General features: G+C 72.0%; 9 protein-coding genes. 4 read left to right on the top strand and 5 right to left on the bottom strand.

Annotated features, from left to right (window positions below; translation table 11 throughout):
- Positions 1 to 6 precede the first annotated feature (6 nt).
- Positions 7 to 660 carry a 4'-phosphopantetheinyl transferase family protein gene (locus Actob_RS36165; RefSeq protein ID WP_284916447.1) on the top strand — a complete coding sequence of 218 codons (654 nt, stop codon included), beginning with the start codon at positions 7 to 9 and terminating at the stop codon, positions 658 to 660.
- Here Actob_RS36165 and Actob_RS36160 read toward each other — a convergent pair.
- A complete protein-coding gene (locus Actob_RS36160) occupies positions 643 to 5,478 on the bottom strand; it encodes an nSTAND1 domain-containing NTPase (RefSeq protein WP_284916446.1) in 4,836 nt (1,611 codons plus the stop codon). The genes Actob_RS36165 and Actob_RS36160 overlap by 18 nt on opposite strands.
- A 267-nt stretch (positions 5,479 to 5,745) precedes the next feature.
- On the opposite strand from Actob_RS36160, the gene Actob_RS36155 reads away from it, so the two are divergent.
- Both Actob_RS36155 and Actob_RS36150 read left to right on the top strand, forming a co-directional pair.
- Positions 5,746 to 7,245, top strand: coding sequence for a glycosyltransferase family 39 protein (locus tag Actob_RS36155; RefSeq protein ID WP_284916445.1), 1,500 nt, complete (start codon positions 5,746 to 5,748; stop codon positions 7,243 to 7,245).
- A 304-nt stretch (positions 7,246 to 7,549) separates the two neighbouring features.
- Complete coding sequence (locus tag Actob_RS36150; protein WP_284916444.1) at positions 7,550 to 8,398, top strand: LLM class flavin-dependent oxidoreductase; 849 nt, start codon at positions 7,550 to 7,552, stop codon at positions 8,396 to 8,398.
- A gap of 49 nt (positions 8,399 to 8,447) precedes the next feature.
- Here the strand turns inward: Actob_RS36150 and Actob_RS36145 are convergent, their stop codons facing one another.
- The 4 genes from Actob_RS36145 to Actob_RS44165 form a co-directional block, all read right to left on the bottom strand.
- Complete coding sequence (locus Actob_RS36145; RefSeq protein WP_284916443.1) at positions 8,448 to 9,635, bottom strand: LCP family protein; 1,188 nt, start codon at positions 9,633 to 9,635, stop codon at positions 8,448 to 8,450.
- 193 nt (positions 9,636 to 9,828) lie between these two features.
- A complete protein-coding gene (locus Actob_RS36140) occupies positions 9,829 to 11,016 on the bottom strand; it encodes a CynX/NimT family MFS transporter (RefSeq protein ID WP_284916442.1) in 1,188 nt (395 codons plus the stop codon).
- 84 nt (positions 11,017 to 11,100) lie between these two features.
- Complete coding sequence (locus Actob_RS36135) at positions 11,101 to 11,943, bottom strand: siderophore-interacting protein (protein WP_284916441.1); 843 nt, start codon at positions 11,941 to 11,943, stop codon at positions 11,101 to 11,103.
- A gap of 333 nt (positions 11,944 to 12,276) precedes the next feature.
- The gene (locus tag Actob_RS44165; RefSeq protein WP_407653479.1) at positions 12,277 to 13,758 is read right to left on the bottom strand and encodes a hypothetical protein; all 1,482 of its coding nucleotides are present in this window, start codon (positions 13,756 to 13,758) and stop codon (positions 12,277 to 12,279) included.
- A 516-nt stretch (positions 13,759 to 14,274) separates the two neighbouring features.
- Between Actob_RS44165 and Actob_RS36125 the strand changes: the two genes are divergently transcribed.
- The gene (locus Actob_RS36125) at positions 14,275 to 15,051 is read left to right on the top strand and encodes an L-type lectin-domain containing protein (RefSeq protein ID WP_284916440.1); all 777 of its coding nucleotides are present in this window, start codon (positions 14,275 to 14,277) and stop codon (positions 15,049 to 15,051) included.
- The last annotated feature ends 2 nt before the right edge of the window (positions 15,052 to 15,053 follow it).

Raw genomic sequence — 15,053 nt, 5'->3', positions numbered from 1 at the left:
CCGCACGTGCTCGATCAACTGCTGCCGCACCCGGTGCGCTTCGCCGTCGCCTACACCGACGATCCCGACGAGGCCTGCTACCCGGGTGAGGAGGAGCTGGTCGCGACCGCCGCCCCGGGCCGCCGCCGGGAGATCCTCACCGCGCGGCGCTGTGCCCGGGAGGCGCTGGCCGCCCTGGGGCACGCGCCCACCGCGATCCTCCGCGGCCCGCGCCGGGAGCCGATCTGGCCGGCCGGGGTGGCCGGAAGCATCACCCACTGCACCGGATTCCGGGCCGCCGCCGTGACACACGTCGCCGACGTCGCGAGCGTCGGCATCGACGCGGAACCGCATGCGCCCCTCCCGCCCCGGGTTCTCGGCGCGGTGACCACCGCCGCCGACCGCGACCTGCTGGCCCGGCTCGCTGTGACACATCCGGGCACCTGCTGGGACCGCCTGCTGTTCAGCGCCAAGGAGTCGATCTACAAGGCGTGGTACCCGCTGACCGGCCGCTGGCTCGGCTTCGAGGACGCGACCCTGGACATCGACCCGTCCACCGGCGAGTTCACCGGCCGCATCCTCCTCGCCGACACCACCATCGACCGGCTGACCGGCCGTTACCTGATCGCGCGGGACCTCGTCGTGACCGCCGTCTGCCGTCCGTCAGCCACAGAGCGGTGAGAGACCGCCGCCCTCGTTGCGGCTCGCGATGATCGCGATCCGGCAGATTTCCGGTACGACCCGCGCCGGGTCCAGCCGCCACAACCCGAACGGACCGTCCAGTTCGGAGCTGGCCAGCAGCCCGCCGTCCGGGGCGAAGTCCAGTGAGGCGACACGGCTGCGGTGCCCGTTCAGGGTGGCGGCCTCGGCCCGGCCCACGGTGTCCCACAGGTGGACGCGGCCGTCGAAGTCGCTCACGGCCAGCGTCCGGCCGTCCGGTGCGAACGCGATGGCGTCGATCTGCTCGATCTGCCGCGGGGCCTGCCACAGTGCCTGAGCGCCGTCCGGGCTGCGGATCTCGACCTGCCCGCCGGTCCCGGCCACCGCGATCGAGCCGTCGGCCGGGGACACCGCCAGGTCGGTGGCCTGGTAGTCGCCGAGCCGATAGTTGCCGGCACCGGCGAAGTCGCTGGTGCGCCAGGCCCGCAGGGCCGAGTGGAAGATCTTGGTGACCGGATAGGGATCGGTCGTCGTCGCCAGCAGTCGCGTGCCGTCCCTGCTGAACGCCACCGCGTGCGGCGCCTCCACCGACTGGAATTGAGTGCGTACCGCGCGCCGGGTGACGTCATAGACCAGGATCCGCTCGTGCTGCTCCGTCCGGGCGCCGGGCACGACCACCTCGGCGGGAAGCGGGCCGGTCGCCACGGCCACCAGGGAACCGTCCGGTGAGACAGCCAGGTCGTTGGGGATACCGGCGAGCGGCACGGTCTCCCGGAGCCGCCCGGTGGCGGCGTCCCGCACCTCCAGCCTGTCGTCCATGGTGGCGTCCACCAGCAGGCCGCCGGCGGCGAACGCGACCCGGAACGGAATGCCGCCGGCGGGGAACTCGGTGACCAGGTCGCGGGAGGCCACGTCCCAGATCCGGATCCGGCCGTCGTCAGCGGCGGCGACCAGCCGCCGGCCGTCCGGGGAGAAGCCGCTGCTGGTCACCATGCCGCCGTGCGGGAGCCAGGTGGTCGCCCGCCGGAACACCGCTGTCGGGGCGTCCGATCCGGTCACCGCGATCAGGCGGCCGTCCGGTGAGGACGCCACCGCGGGTGAGGACGCCACCCCGGTGTCCTGGATCAGAGTGGTGCCGTCGGCCAGAGAGAAGATGCCGACCTTCCGGAAACCGACATTCGCCACCGCCATCCCGTCGGCGGTGACGGTGAACCGGCTGGCTCCGGGCGTGCTGGCCCCGGCGAACAGGGTCCGCAGTCGCCGCCCCGACGGTACCGCCCACTGGAAGAGGTGGCCGACCCGGTCCATGCCGACCAGCGTCCCGTCCGGGGCGAACGCCACGTGCGTGGTGTCCGGGACGGTGGTCACCGCCCGGCCGTCACTCAGCCGCCATACCCGCGCGGCGGAGCCCGGGCCCTTGGTGACCGCGACATATCGCCCGTCCCGGCTGATCGCGAGGTCGTAGGGGTAGTAGTCGTCGATCGGGAACGACCGGGTGAGGCGGCCGGTGGCGGCGTCCCAGGTACCGAGCTGGAGCCCTGTCGCCTTGGGATCGGTGCGCAGGGCCAGCACGGTGCCGGCACTCGGTCCGGTGCCCGCCGCGGTGTTCGCTCCCGCCGCGGTGTTCGCTCCCGCGGTGGGTAGCCAGGCGGCCACGCCGGCGCCCCGCAGCGTGTGGACCGGAGATCCGGTGGCGGCGTCCCAGATCTGCAGGCTGTCCTTGGCAAAGGCGCTGGACATCAGGAACCGGCCGTCCGGCGAGAACGCCACCGAGGTGACGAGGCCGCGGGCTGCCTTTTTCGGCGTGACCAGTGGTTCGCCGACCGGCGTGAAAGTGGCGGTGTCCCAGAGCCGGACCACCCCGTCGCCGTGACCGATCGCGATTCGTTTGCCGTCCGGGCTGAACGCCGCCGAGAGACCACCGGTGCCGGTGCCCAGCGTGCCGAGCGAGTTGACCATCTGGGCGGAGAGCAGCGCGCCGCGGGCCTGCGCGGTGTGTGCCTCCTGCCAGCCGTCCAGCGCCCGCCGGACCGCGGTGACCTCGTCCTTGTCCAGCGCGTTCACCGCCTCGGCGGCCGCCTGCCGGGACGCGGCGTCATGCCGGGCCGCCTGCGCCTCCCGTTCCTTGTCCGCGGCGACCTGCTGCTTGTCGACAGCGGCCAGGCCGCCGGCGACGGCCAGCAGCAGCGCCACCCCGAGCCCGGCGGCCAGCCTGCGCAGCCGCCCGGTGGCCCGGCGCCGCGCCGCCTCGGCCGCCTCGGCCGCCTCGGTCCCGGCCATCACGAAGGACAGCGCCGGCTCGGGAAGGGCCGGGCCCGCCTGTGTCACGCCGGCCCGCGGGGTGTGCCCGGCCAGGGTCGGCGTCGCGATCCGGCCCGGTCCGGTGTCGTGGATCCCGGTCGACTCGACGTCGTGGGTCCGGACCGAGTCGTTGTCGGGGGCCCAGACCGAGTCGTTGTCGTGGGTCCGGACCGAGTTGTTGTCGTGGGTGCGGGTCGAGTCGTTGTCGCCGGGCCGGGTCGAGTTGTTGTCGTGGGTGCGGGTCGAGTCGTTGTCGCCGGGCCGGGTCGAGTCGTTGTCGTGGCTGCGGGTCGAGTTGTTGTCGTGGGGCCGGGCCGGCTCGGAGTGGGTGGCCGGGTCGACGAGTCGCTCGCGGGCGGCGAGCAGCCGGGCGCCGCGCAGCAGCAGGTCCGGGTCGCGGCCGGAACGCTCCCAGTCCGCCGCCGCCTCGATCACCCGCTGCCGCAGCTCCAGATCGGCGCGCGCCTCGGCGACCCAGCCGGCCAGCCGTGGCCAGCCGGTGAGCAGCGCCTCGTGACTGATCTCCACGGTGTCCGTCCCGGCGGTCACCAGCCGCTCGGCGACCAGCCGGTCGAGCACCCGGGAACCGCCCGCGCCGCGCTCGCCGTGCCGCCTGACGACCGTGCCGTTGCCGGTCACCGTGACCAGGGCGAGAAGTTGCGTCCGCAGCGCCGATCGGTCGCCTGGGTCCAGCTCCAGATAGATCCGCTCGGCGGTCTCGGCGACCGCGTGCCGGATCCCGCCGGTGGCCCGGTACGCCCGGACGGTGAGCCGATCGCCCTCGCGCCGCTCCCAGGTGGCGCGCAGCGCGTGCGCCAGCAGCGGCAGGCTGCCCGGTTCGTAGCTGTCCCCGTCGCTCAGGTCGCGCAGCATCAGCTCGGGCAGACCGGGGTCGACGGTCAGGCCGGCCTGCGCGGCCGGCTCCACCACGGCCCGGCGCACCGCCTCGGCGTCCAGCGGGCCGAGCACCACGTGCCCGGCGGTCAGCAACTCGGCCAGCGGCGGCACCTCGACGCAGGCCGGGTAGAAGTCGGAGCGCACCGCGATCACCACGAGCGCGGGTGCCGCGGCGGTCAGCGCCGCGGCGAAGGCCAGCCGCTCGGCCGGGTCCGCACCCAGGGTGAACAACTCCTCGAACTGATCCACCACGATCACCGGCCGCCGCCCGCGCGCCGCCAGCTCCGCGGCGATCCGCCCCAGCCGGCCCGGCTCTCGTCGCACCGCCGCGGTCAGCCTGTCGATAGTCGCGCCCCGCCTGGAGCCGGCCGCCCTCACGCTCCCGGGGACCACGGCGACCCGGTCGGCGCTTCCGTCCTCGTCGGCACCCGGCGTGGCCGCGCTGCCGGTGCTCCCGCCGTCGTCGGCACCCGGCGTAGCCGCGCTGCCGGTGCTCCCGCCCTCGTCGCGCCCCAGCGTGGCCGTTTCGCCGTCAGCCGTCGTCTCGACGGCATCCGGCTCAGCCGCGCTGCCGCTTCCTCCGGCGTCGTCAGCACCCGACGCGGCGGTGCTGCCGCTGGTCGCGGGTGTGTCCTCGCCGAGCAGTGCGGCGACGCGGCCCACCAGGGTGCGCAGGGGAGTGGGACCCGGTGTCAGCAGGATCCACGGCCAGCCCGTCGCTGCCTCGCCCAGCCGCCCGGCACCGATCGCCGGAAGCAGCCCGGCCCGCAGCAGCGACGACTTGCCCGCGCCGGAGACCCCGGTGACGACCAGGGCCGGACCGCCCACCGTCTGCTCACTGAGCCGGGCGAGCAGCTCGGCGACCTGCGTCTCCCGGCCCCGGAACCACGGTGCGTCGACCGGCTCGAAGCTGGCCAGTCCCGGATAGGGCGGCACCGAGGAGGAGGCCGCCGGGACGACCGCCGGCGGCTCGCCGGTCACCGCGAGCAACTGGCGGCGGACCTGTTCGAGCTGCTGGGTCAGCAGCAGGCTCTGCCCGGCGAACTGCTGCCGCAGGTCGTCGATCGAGCGCCGGACGTCGGTGAGCATCCAGTGCAGCTCGCCGACGTCACTGCCCAGCTCCTCGAAGACCTGCTCCAGCTGCCGGCGCAACTCGTCGTCGGCGTGCGCCGCCTCGGTCAGCGCGGTGGCCACCGCGTCGATCTCGTGGAGCACCGCGGAGACCTCGGCCCGCAACTGCCGGCTCTGCTCATCGTCGGCGTCGAGCCGGAGCAGTAGATCGGCAGCGATCGCGTCCCGCCACTGCTGCTCGGTGATCGGCCCGGTACCGCGCATCCGCTGGGCCGAGCCGGCCAGGACGTCGGCGAGGAAGTTGCTGCCCAGTCCACCGAGCTGGCCCAGCGCCACGGCGAACGCGGCCGGGACGTCCAGCCCCGCCCCGGCCACCGGAGCCACCGCCGAGGCGGTCAGAAAAGCCAGAATCGCATACGGACTGGCGCCGCGCAGCCGTGCCCGGGCACGCCGGCCGGACTCACGCACCCAGCCACGGACACCGGCGCGGGCGCGCTCGCCGGGGTCGAGGGTGTCATCGGGCTCGGGCACGGTGCCGTCCTTCGTGGACATCGGGATTCCGGCACTCATGGTGGCACCACCGGTCGATCCGCCGCATCGAACCCAGGGAGGAATCTGCCGTCATCCCCCAGTCCCATCGGCCGGGCGCGCCCGTCGACGGCATCCCACGCCGGCTCTGCCGCCGCCGGTTCTGCTCACCCCGTCGTGCACGTTCGCCGCCGGTTCTGCTCGCCCGTCGGTCATGTTCGCCGCCGGCTCCGACCTTCCACCGGTCGGATTTCGGCTGCGCGGAACGACGTATCGAAAAATGTCGGTGGGGTTTTGTAGGTTGGCGCCGTGACCGAAACGCTGACGCCTGGTGCGCAGATCGGCCGCCGGCCGATGGCCTGGGTCCCGGTCGGCCTGATCGCGCTGTCCGCGACCCTGCTGCTGTTGATCACCGCTGGGCGCTATGGCTATCACCGCGACGAGCTCTATTTCCGGGTGCTCGGCGATCACCCCGCCTGGGGTTATGTCGATCAGCCACCGTTCACCCCGCTGCTCGACCGGCTGGCGATCGAGGTGCTGGGCGACTCGCTCTGGGCGATCCGGGTGCCCGGCGCCCTGATGGTCGGCCTGGCCGCGCTGCTGGCCGCCGCGCTCGCCCGCGAGGTCGGTGGCGGCGCCGGTGCTCAGTCGCTGGCCGCCACCGTGGTGTTCGGCACGTTCCCGCTCAGCGCCGCCCACGTCGGCTCGACGGCCGCGCCCGACCTGCTGGTCTGGCTCGGCGTGCTGCTCTTCGTGGTGCGCGCGCTGCTGCACGACCAGCCCCGGGCCTGGTTGTGGGCCGGCCTGGTCACCGGGTTCGGCCTCTACAACAAGCTGCTGGTCATCCTGCTCCTGCTCTGCCTGGCCGGCGGCCTGCTGGTGGCCGGTCCGCGCCGGGTGCTGCGCTCACCGTGGCTGTGGGGCGGTGTCGCGATCGCCCTGGTCGTCGGCCTGCCCAACCTGATCTATCAGGTGGCCGCCGACTTCCCGCAGGCGAAGATGGCCGAGGCCATCGCCGAGGACAAGGGCACCGACTCCCGGGTGCTGCTGGTGCCCTTCCAACTGCTGCTGATCAGCCTGCCGCCGGTGTGGATCGCCGGCCTGGTGGCGCTGCTGCGCGACCCTCGCTGGCGGCCGATCCGCGCGCTCGCGGTGGCGTACCCGGTGATGCTGGTCCTGGTCCTGGTGATCTCCGGGCAGCCCTATTATCCGCTGGGCCTGCTCACCGCGCTGTTCGCCATCGGCGCCGTGCCCACCGTGCGCTGGCTGGACGGCCGCCGGTCACGACTGTGCTGGCTGATCGCGGGTTCGGTGTTCTTCGCCGGGCTCGCCGTCGTCACCTCGCTCCCGGTGATCCCGGAGGGCAGCCTGGCCGACACCACGGTGCCGGCGACCAACCAGACGGTGGCCGACCAGATCGGCTGGCCGGACTACGTCGCACAGGTCGCCGCCGTCTATCGCGCCCTGCCCGCCGACGAGCAGTCCCGGGCGGTGCTGTTCACCGGTAACTACGGCGAGGCCGGGGCGCTGAACCGGTTCGGCCGCCCGCTCGGCCTGCCCGAGGTCTACAGCGGACAGAACGAGCTGCACAACTTCGGCCCGCCACCGGACGACAGGACCGTGGTGATCGCGGTCCTGCAGACCGGCCCGGCCCGGGCCGCCGCGATGTTCGGCAGTTGCACCGAGCACGGCGCGCTGCGCAATGCCGCCGGCGTCGAGAACGAGGAGACGGAAGGAGCGCACATCTACGTCTGCCACCCGGCCACCCCGTGGCACACCCTCTGGCCGGCCCTCCAGCACTATTCCTGACCGATGCCGGCTCATAGGTGCGGATTCGCCTCCGGGCGCAGGCGTGCCGAGGTGGACCCGCACCGGTGCGCGATGCCTGCTGGCGGGTGCGGATTCGCCTCGGGGCGCGGGGTGCGGAGGTGGACACGGTTCGCGCCGGTGGGTTTTCGGGACGCGGTGGACCCGCACCGGTGCGCGGTGCCTGCTGGCGGGTGCGGATTCGCCTCGGGGCGCAGGCTGCCGGGCCCGGGTACGCCGACGGGCGTACGCCGGAAGTCGTCCCGGAGCGGACGCGGTAGTGCGCCGCGTCCGCGACAGTGGGCGGATGACTGAGCGTGCGTTTCGATTCGGAGTCATCGCCGGGCAGGCCCGCACCGGCGCGGAGTGGGCGGCGACCGCGCGGCGCGCCGAAGAGCTGGGCTACGACATCCTGCTCATCCCGGACACCCTGTTCACCCTCTCGCCGTTCGCCGGCCTGGCGGCGGCCGCCGCGGCGACCGGTTCCCTGCGCGTCGGCACCTACGTCCTGAACGCGCCCAACCGCACCCCCGCCCACGTCGCCTGGGAGACTCGCAGCCTGCAGACGATCAGCGACGGGCGGTTCGAGCTCGGTGTCGGCGGCGGCCGGCCCAACGGCCAGACGGACACCGCGGCGCTCGGCGGCATGTGGGGTACGCCCGGCGAGCGCCTGCACCGGACAGCCGAGGTGATCGCCGCCGCCCGGGAACTGCCGGTTCCGCCGCGGGTGCTGGTCGCCGCGTCGAAGCCCGGCATGATGCGGCTCGCCGCGGAGCAGGCGGACACGGTGACGTTCGGGCTGCCGCCGGCCACCACGCCGTCCGAGCTGTTCCGCGCCGCGGACACGTTCCGGTCCATGTCGCAACGCGCCGATCAGGTCGAGTTGCTGGTCGGGGTGACCGCGTTCGCCCCGACCATCTTCGCTCTGCCGGACCGGCTGTCCCGGCAGGTCGGCGGTGATCCGCGGGAGATGGCCGCCTCCGGCGCCGCCACCTTCCTGATCGGGGACGCCGACCACGCGGCCGAGGAGCTGCGCCGCCGCCGCGCCGAGGGCGGTTTCTCCTATTACGCGGTGAACGGCATGTTCATGGAGGAGTTCGCCCCGGTCGTGCAGCGCCTCCGCGCCACCGACGCGGTCACCACCAGCGCCCGCTGAGCCCCGCCGGACGGCCGGGAGATTTCCGCCATCCCCCGGCCCGACCCGGCTAGTTCCCCGAGCTGTTGATCACCAGTTCCGGGTGCGCGAGCAGGAACGGGTCCAGCTTGTCCTTGGCCGCGGCCGCGAACAGCTGCTTGGTCACGTCGTTGATCAGTTCCTTCCTGCCGTCCGACGTGCTGTAGAAGCTGCCGCTGTTGCTGCGGATGGGCAGCAGCTCGGCGTTGGCCAGCCCCTTGAGCCCGAAGAAGAAGTCGGAGACCGGGACGTTGTTGGTGTCCAGCGTCAGCGACGAGCCGGCCGCCGAGAGCAGCTTCGACACCTTCGAGAGGTCGGTCAGCACGCCGCTGCTGGTGGCCTTCTTCGCCATCGCGCGCAGCAGCTGCTGCTGGTGCCGCTGCCGGTCGTAGTCGCCGTGGGCGGAGTGCCGGATCCGGGAGAACTCCAGGGCCTCCCAGGCCTTCATGTTGCGGCAGCCCTTCCTGAACCACAGGGCGTTGCTCGGCGGGGACAGCGGGTCGGCGCCCTTCGCGTACTCCACCTTGCCGTTGTTCACCACGTAGTGGCTGGACCAGGAGTCCTGGTCGACGCACATGTAGACGCCGCCGAGGGCCTCCAGGATGTCCTTGAAGCCGTTGAAGTTGATCACGACGACGCCGTTGAAGCTGATCCCGGTCAGGTTGTGCACGGCCTTGGCGGCGAGTTTCATGCCGCCCGCGATGCCGCCCTTGCCCCGGGAGCCGTAGTAGAACGCGCCGTTGATCTTCTCGGTGCTGCCGCCGAAGCCGAGTTTCTCGTCGGCCGGGATCTCCGCGTTGGTGTCCCGGGGGATCGAGATCATCTGGGCCTTGTCGCGGCTGGCCGGGATGTGCAGCACGATGATCGTGTCCGACCGGGAGCCCTCACCGCTCTTCTCCCAGCCGGTCCGGGTGTCCAGGCCGAGCATCAGCAGGTTGATCGCGCCCTCGGGCAGCTTGCCGTTGGTCTGCACCGCGCCGACCCCGCCGTCCTGGCTGAGCGCCGAGGTGGTGGTCTGCACGTTGTCGGTGACCTGACTGAGCAGGTAGTTGGCGGTGATGCCGGTGCCCCCGCTGATCACCAGCAGCACCGCGCCGAAAGCGGTGAGCAGCTTGGTCCAGAGCGGGGCCCTCGGGCCCTTCGCCTTTTTCTTCTTCTTGCCCGGTGTCCCGTCTGCCAGAAGCTGACGGCCGTCGGTCCGGTCGGTTGCCGCTGGCATGCGCTGACTCCTTGACTGAAACGGCTGGGCGTGGGTGCGGCCCGCCGCCGGAAGGATAGTGAACCTGATCCACCTTTTAAAGATCGGGTTGTCGACCTGGAGATCGGCTGTGGATAGCCTGAGGTCACTATCGGCCAGTCAGGAACGCCGTTGAGGTCTCCGGATTCCGGTTTCGCGGACCCTGAGCCAAGACCTAAATCTGGCGATTACGGCCGGCGAAATAGCCCGCAGTGATCTGCGGCACCATCAGGACCACCATGACCGCCAAGGGGGCCCGCCAGCCGCCCGTCGCGTCGTGCAGCGCGCCGATCAGGATCGGGCCCGGAATGGCGATCAGGTAGCCGACACCCTGGGCGAACGCGGACAGCCGCACCACCGTTGCCGGGTTGCTGCCGCGCAGCGCGATCATCGTCAGGACCAGCGGGAACGCTGTGTTCACGATGCCCAGCAGGACGGCCCACAGCCACGGCGCCGCAGCCGGATCAGCCCACAGACCGGAATAACCGGCAATACCGAAAAGCCCCAAAGTGACGGCAATGCCGCTCTGTGACCGCAGCTTGCCGGCCACCGCGGAGAGCAGCATCCCCAATGGCACGCCGAGCAGCGAGGTGGTCGCGAAGAGCACCCCGGCCAGTTCCGCGGAGAGCCCGGCGTCCCGGTAGATCTGCGGCAGCCAGCCGATGATCACGTACGCCGAGGTGGACTGCATCCCGAAGTACACGGCCAGCGCCCAGGCGATCGGCTGCCGGCTCACCCGCACCGGCGGCGTGCTGGCCGCCGCCGTCCGGGTGGCGGTGCGCTGCCGGGCCAGCAGCAGCCACGGCGGCAGCGCGACGAGCGCGGCCAGCGCCCAGCAGCCCAGCCCGAGCCGCCAGTCCCCGAAGCCGTCGGTCAGCGGCACGGTGGTGGCGGCGGCCGCTGTCGCGCCCAGGTTCAGCGCCACCGAGTAGAGCCCGGTGACGGTGCCCACCTGGGTCGGGAAGTGGTCCTTGACGATCGACGGCAGCAGCACGTTGACCAGCGCGATGCCGGCCAGTGAGACGGCGCTGAGCAGCAGGAAGAGCGCCGGGCCGCCAGCGAACGGCCGGGCCGTGAGCCCCGCGGCGAGCAGCACCAGGCCGCCGGCGATCACCGGAGCGGCGCCCACCCGCCGAGCCAGGCGCGGCGCGAGCAGTCCGACGGTGGCGAAACAGACGACCGGCACGGAGGTCAGCAGCCCGGCCACTGTCGAACTCATCCCGAGCCCGTCGCGGATCTCGGTGAGCACCGGGCCCACGCTGGTCACCGCGAGCCGCAGGTTCACCGCGGCCAGCACGAGGGCCACGAGGGTGAAGGCGCGCCCGCGACGCGACCGGGTCGGTTGTTCTTCCAGCACTGCCACGGCACCATCATCGTCCGGCGGTGGTGGACCGGAGAGCTGCGGAGACGCCGGATGAGACGAAGGCCTCACCCGGCGGGTCGGTCCTTACCGGGAAACGGCCGGCTGCTCCTGCTCCTGCTCGACCTTGGCGTTCCACTCCCGCTTGCTGGACTGCCAGCCGTCCTCGTTCAGCCCGGACCGCCAATATCCGGAGATGGACAGCTGGTCCATGCTCAGCCCGCGGTCCAGCCGCAGGTGCCCGCGCAGGTCCTTGACGAACCCGGCCTCACCGTGGACGAACACCTGCACCCGCCCGGCCGGGAACTCCAGCCCCCGCACGGCCTCGACCAGCGCGGTGCCCACCGGCCGGTCGCCGCGGTGCAGCCAGACGATCTCGGCGTCCGCGGGGGTCTCCAGCTTCTGCTCCTCGTCCGGCCCCGCCACCTCGATGAACGCCCGCACCATCGCGCCCTCCGGCATGCCGGCCAGCGAGGCGGCGATCGCCGGCAGCGCGCTCTCGTCGCCGGCCAGCAGGTGCCAGTCGGCGCCGGCGTCCGGCGTGTAGCCACCGCCGGGGCCCATGAACCGGAACGGCTCGCCGACCCGGGCCCGCGCCGCCCACGGCCCGGCGATGCCGGCGTCGCCGTGCACCACGAAGTCCACCCACATCTCGGCGGCCTCGGGCAGCCACCTGCGCACCGTGTAGGTCCGGACCAGCGGCCAGCTCTCCCGCGGCAGGGTCTCCCGGATCACGCCCATGTCGAAGGGCTCCGGATAGTCGACGCCGGACTGCGGGAAGAGCACCTTGATGTAATGGTCGGTGCAGCGGCTCGCGTCGATCCGGGCGATCGCCTCGCCACCGACCACCACCCGCACCATGTGCGGGGTGAGCTGCTCCACCCGCGTGACCACGCCTTCGTGCGCGGGCCGCGCCGGTCTGTTCGACATGTTCGCACCTCACTGCCGGTGGACGGATCTCCGGCAAGTAAGGCTACCCTTAATTTCGGCCGTCCAACCGACCGGTGTGCGCATCCCTCACCTGCGCGACACGCAATGCCCGATACCGCCCGGCCGCGCGACCGGAAAATCGCGCCATCGGCAGACACGGCGGGCACGTCACGGTCCGCTCCCCGTCCGGATCACCCGCTTTCCGTACGCCCCGAGCACGCGCACCGGGACCAGCGCCGTGAACGCGGCTGCCGGCGTACCGGAAAAGTGATGTCCCGGGCGGCGCGGAAGAAGTCGCGCCTGCCCGGGACATCACTGGAGAGTGGGGAAAGCTCAGTACCGCCGCGGCCGCGAGCGGGTGAAGGCGAACCCGATGATCGCGAGCAGCACCAGCACCGCGCCGCCACCGAACCACGCCGGGTGGTCGCTGAGCAGGGTGAGCGGTCCGCCCTTCGCGCCGGTGCCGGCCGGCGGGTCGGCGAGCTGCACGTCGTCGGCGGTGCTGGCCGGTGCCGCCTGGTCGGGGGCGCCGCCGTCCACGCCGTAGTCCGCGGCCGGTGCCTCCTCGCTCTCGGTGACCTGCGGCTTCGGCTTCTTGGTGGCCGGCGCGGTGGTCTCCGCCGGCTCGTCGGCGGTGGTGTCCGCATCGCTGGCGGAGCCGGAGTCGGAGTCCGAGCCGGAGGTCGTGGCGTTGCCGCTGGTGGACTTCGTCGACTTGGTGGTCGGCGCCTTGGTGGTGGCCGACGGTGCCGGGGTCGACTTGGTGGTGCTCTTCGTGGTGCCGGTCGTCTCGTCGTCGGAGTCGCCGCCCGTACCGGTGCTGTCGGTGTTCCTGGTGGTGCCCGGCGAGACCGTCGTCTTGGTGGTGATCCGCGGGGTGGCCGTCGCCTGCCCGCCGCCGGTGTTGTTGTCACCGGTGTTGCCGCCGGTGTTGTTGTCACCGGTGTTCCCGCCGGTGTTCTGGTTGTTGTCGCCACCGGTGTTGTTGTCACCGGTGTTTCCGCCGGTGTTCCCGCCCTGGTCACCGCCGTTGTTGCCGCCCTGGTCACCGCCGTTGTTGCCGCCGCCACCCTGGTTGCCGCCGCCGGCGCGCACGGTGATTCGCACGGCGTCGATCGCCGGCGTCTGGTTGGCCCGCTCCATCATCGGCGTGCGGTGCGAGCCGTCACCGGCCCACGACGCGCACTGCGCGGTGCCCTCGGTGGGCATCCCGGGGACCTGGATGGTCACCGTGTCCGGCGTCCGGCCGCCCTTGGAGTCCTCGGTGGCCACGAAGAAGGCCGGCACGCCCTCCGGGGTCGGCGCCTCGTCCGTGCTGGCCAGCATCCGGCACGCGGTGTGGAAGTGGCCGCGGACCAGGCCGTTCTGCAGGACGCTGGACTCCACGTAGTACCCGCCCTTGCCGGCCGCCAGGAACCGGTCGCGGATCAGGTTGCGGGTGCTCACCTTGAGGGTGAACGGGGTGTTCGGCGCGACCTCTCGCGGCGACTCGGTGATCAGCAGTGCCGCGTCGTTGGCGGCCGAGGCCACCTCACCGAACTCGGTGGAGACGCACCGGTCGCCCTTCTGGAAGCCGTCGTGCGCGGTCAGCTTGCTGTCGACGCAGGTGTCGGTGAGGATCTTCTGCCCGTTGACGATCTTGCCGGCCCCGCTCTCGCCGGCGGCCTTCGTCGACGGGGCCTCGTCGGCCCGCGACAGCTGGGTGAACCCGATCGCGCCACCCACGGCGACGACCGCGGCTCCGATGGCCAGCAGCCGGGTGCGGCTCGACCCCGCGGCCGCGAGACCGGAACGGCGGTGACCCGTGCTTCCCATGACGTGCCCTTCGGTGATGTGGCGTTCGCCATTGTGGCGCCGACGAGCAGACGTTAGGAGCAGCTCTCACAGAAAGCAATTCCGGAACGTTATTTAAGGTTTCCGCGATCGAAACTTAAAGAAAAACAGGGTCCGGTGCGTGAACCCCGGGCATCCTCCGAACGGATGATGCCCGGGGTTCAACGGGATCCGGCCAGATTTCGCTGACCTGCTCTAATGCAATCACACCCGCAGCGCAGAGTAAACGGCCCGCGACACCGTGATGCGATCGGGTCGATTCTGGAGTATCGGTGGTGGTCCACTTTTCGACCTGGCCGGGAATTCGATGGGCGTCTTTGCGTAATGGCGAAATAGTGCCCCGCCGGGGTGGCTCGCCGAGGTGTGGCGCCGGGCCGGGGTGGTCACGACGGGGGGACCGTCTTGGGTAAATAACCACGACTCGCTCACGCGGCTCCGGAGTCTGCCCTACCTTAGGCCAGGTCTTAGTCGGGCAAATCGACTGAAATGGAGCATGTCGTGCGTCTGTCCCGTTCGTCGAGACTGCCGCGGGGTGGCCTGCTGGCCGCCGCCGTGCTGTCGATATCCGCCGCCGCGCCCGCCGCGGGGGCGGTCGCCGCACCTCGCGCCATGCACGAGAGTCACCCGATCACCGACGGTTCCGGCAAGCACCTGGAACTCAACGGCACCGCCGAGATGCTCACCCGGGCCAGCACCGGCACCCGGGTCATCCAGCTGACCAGGGGCGGTTACAAGCAGATCGGATCCGCCTGGTCCACCGAGCGGGTCGACCTGAAGCGGTCGTTCGAGACCTCGTTCACGGCGTTCCTGCACCACGACCGGCCCGGTGCGGACGGCATCGCGTTCCTGGCGCAGGGCCACGGGCCGCGGGCGCTCGGCGGCTGGGGCGGTGGCCTGGGGTACCGCGGCATCCGTAAGAGCGTGGCTGTCGAGTTCGACACCTTCCAGAACTCCACCGATCCGAGCAGCAACCACCTGGCCGTGGTGCTCGGCGGCAACCCGGACCGGCACCACAAGACCGCCGACGCCGCCATCCCGCTGTACGGCAAGCCGTTCGCCGCCCGGATCAGCTACGACGCCGGGCACGAGCGACTGCGCGTGTACGTCCGCGGGCTGTACAAGCAGGCGCGGTCCCAGCTGATGCTCGACGAGAAGGTCGACGTCGCGCACTGGGCCGGCGTCTCCGAAGGCTGGCTCGGTTTCACCGGCGCCACCGGCGACCGGGTTTCCCACCAGGACATCTACGACTGGACGGTCGACGCGCCGAAGGCGTGACC

The organism is Actinoplanes oblitus (genome assembly GCF_030252345.1).
In the GTDB taxonomy this organism is placed as follows: Bacteria; Actinomycetota; Actinomycetes; order Mycobacteriales; family Micromonosporaceae; genus Actinoplanes; species Actinoplanes oblitus.
The sequence above is the reverse complement of the archived record's forward strand: the minus strand, read 5'-3'. Positions and strand labels throughout refer to the sequence as shown.

What these genes read in the sequence shown, in the direction of transcription:
- Actob_RS44165 (WP_407653479.1), bottom strand. Translation starts at nt 13,758, where the DNA reads ATGGGAAGCACGGGTCACCGCCGTTCCGGTCTCGCGGCCGCGGGGTCG.
- Actob_RS36150 (WP_284916444.1), top strand. Translation starts at nt 7,550, where the DNA reads ATGACTGAGCGTGCGTTTCGATTCGGAGTCATCGCCGGGCAGGCCCGC.
- Actob_RS36145 (WP_284916443.1), bottom strand. Translation starts at nt 9,635, where the DNA reads ATGCCAGCGGCAACCGACCGGACCGACGGCCGTCAGCTTCTGGCAGAC.
- Actob_RS36135 (WP_284916441.1), bottom strand. Translation starts at nt 11,943, where the DNA reads ATGTCGAACAGACCGGCGCGGCCCGCGCACGAAGGCGTGGTCACGCGG.
- Actob_RS36160 (WP_284916446.1), bottom strand. Translation starts at nt 5,478, where the DNA reads ATGAGTGCCGGAATCCCGATGTCCACGAAGGACGGCACCGTGCCCGAG.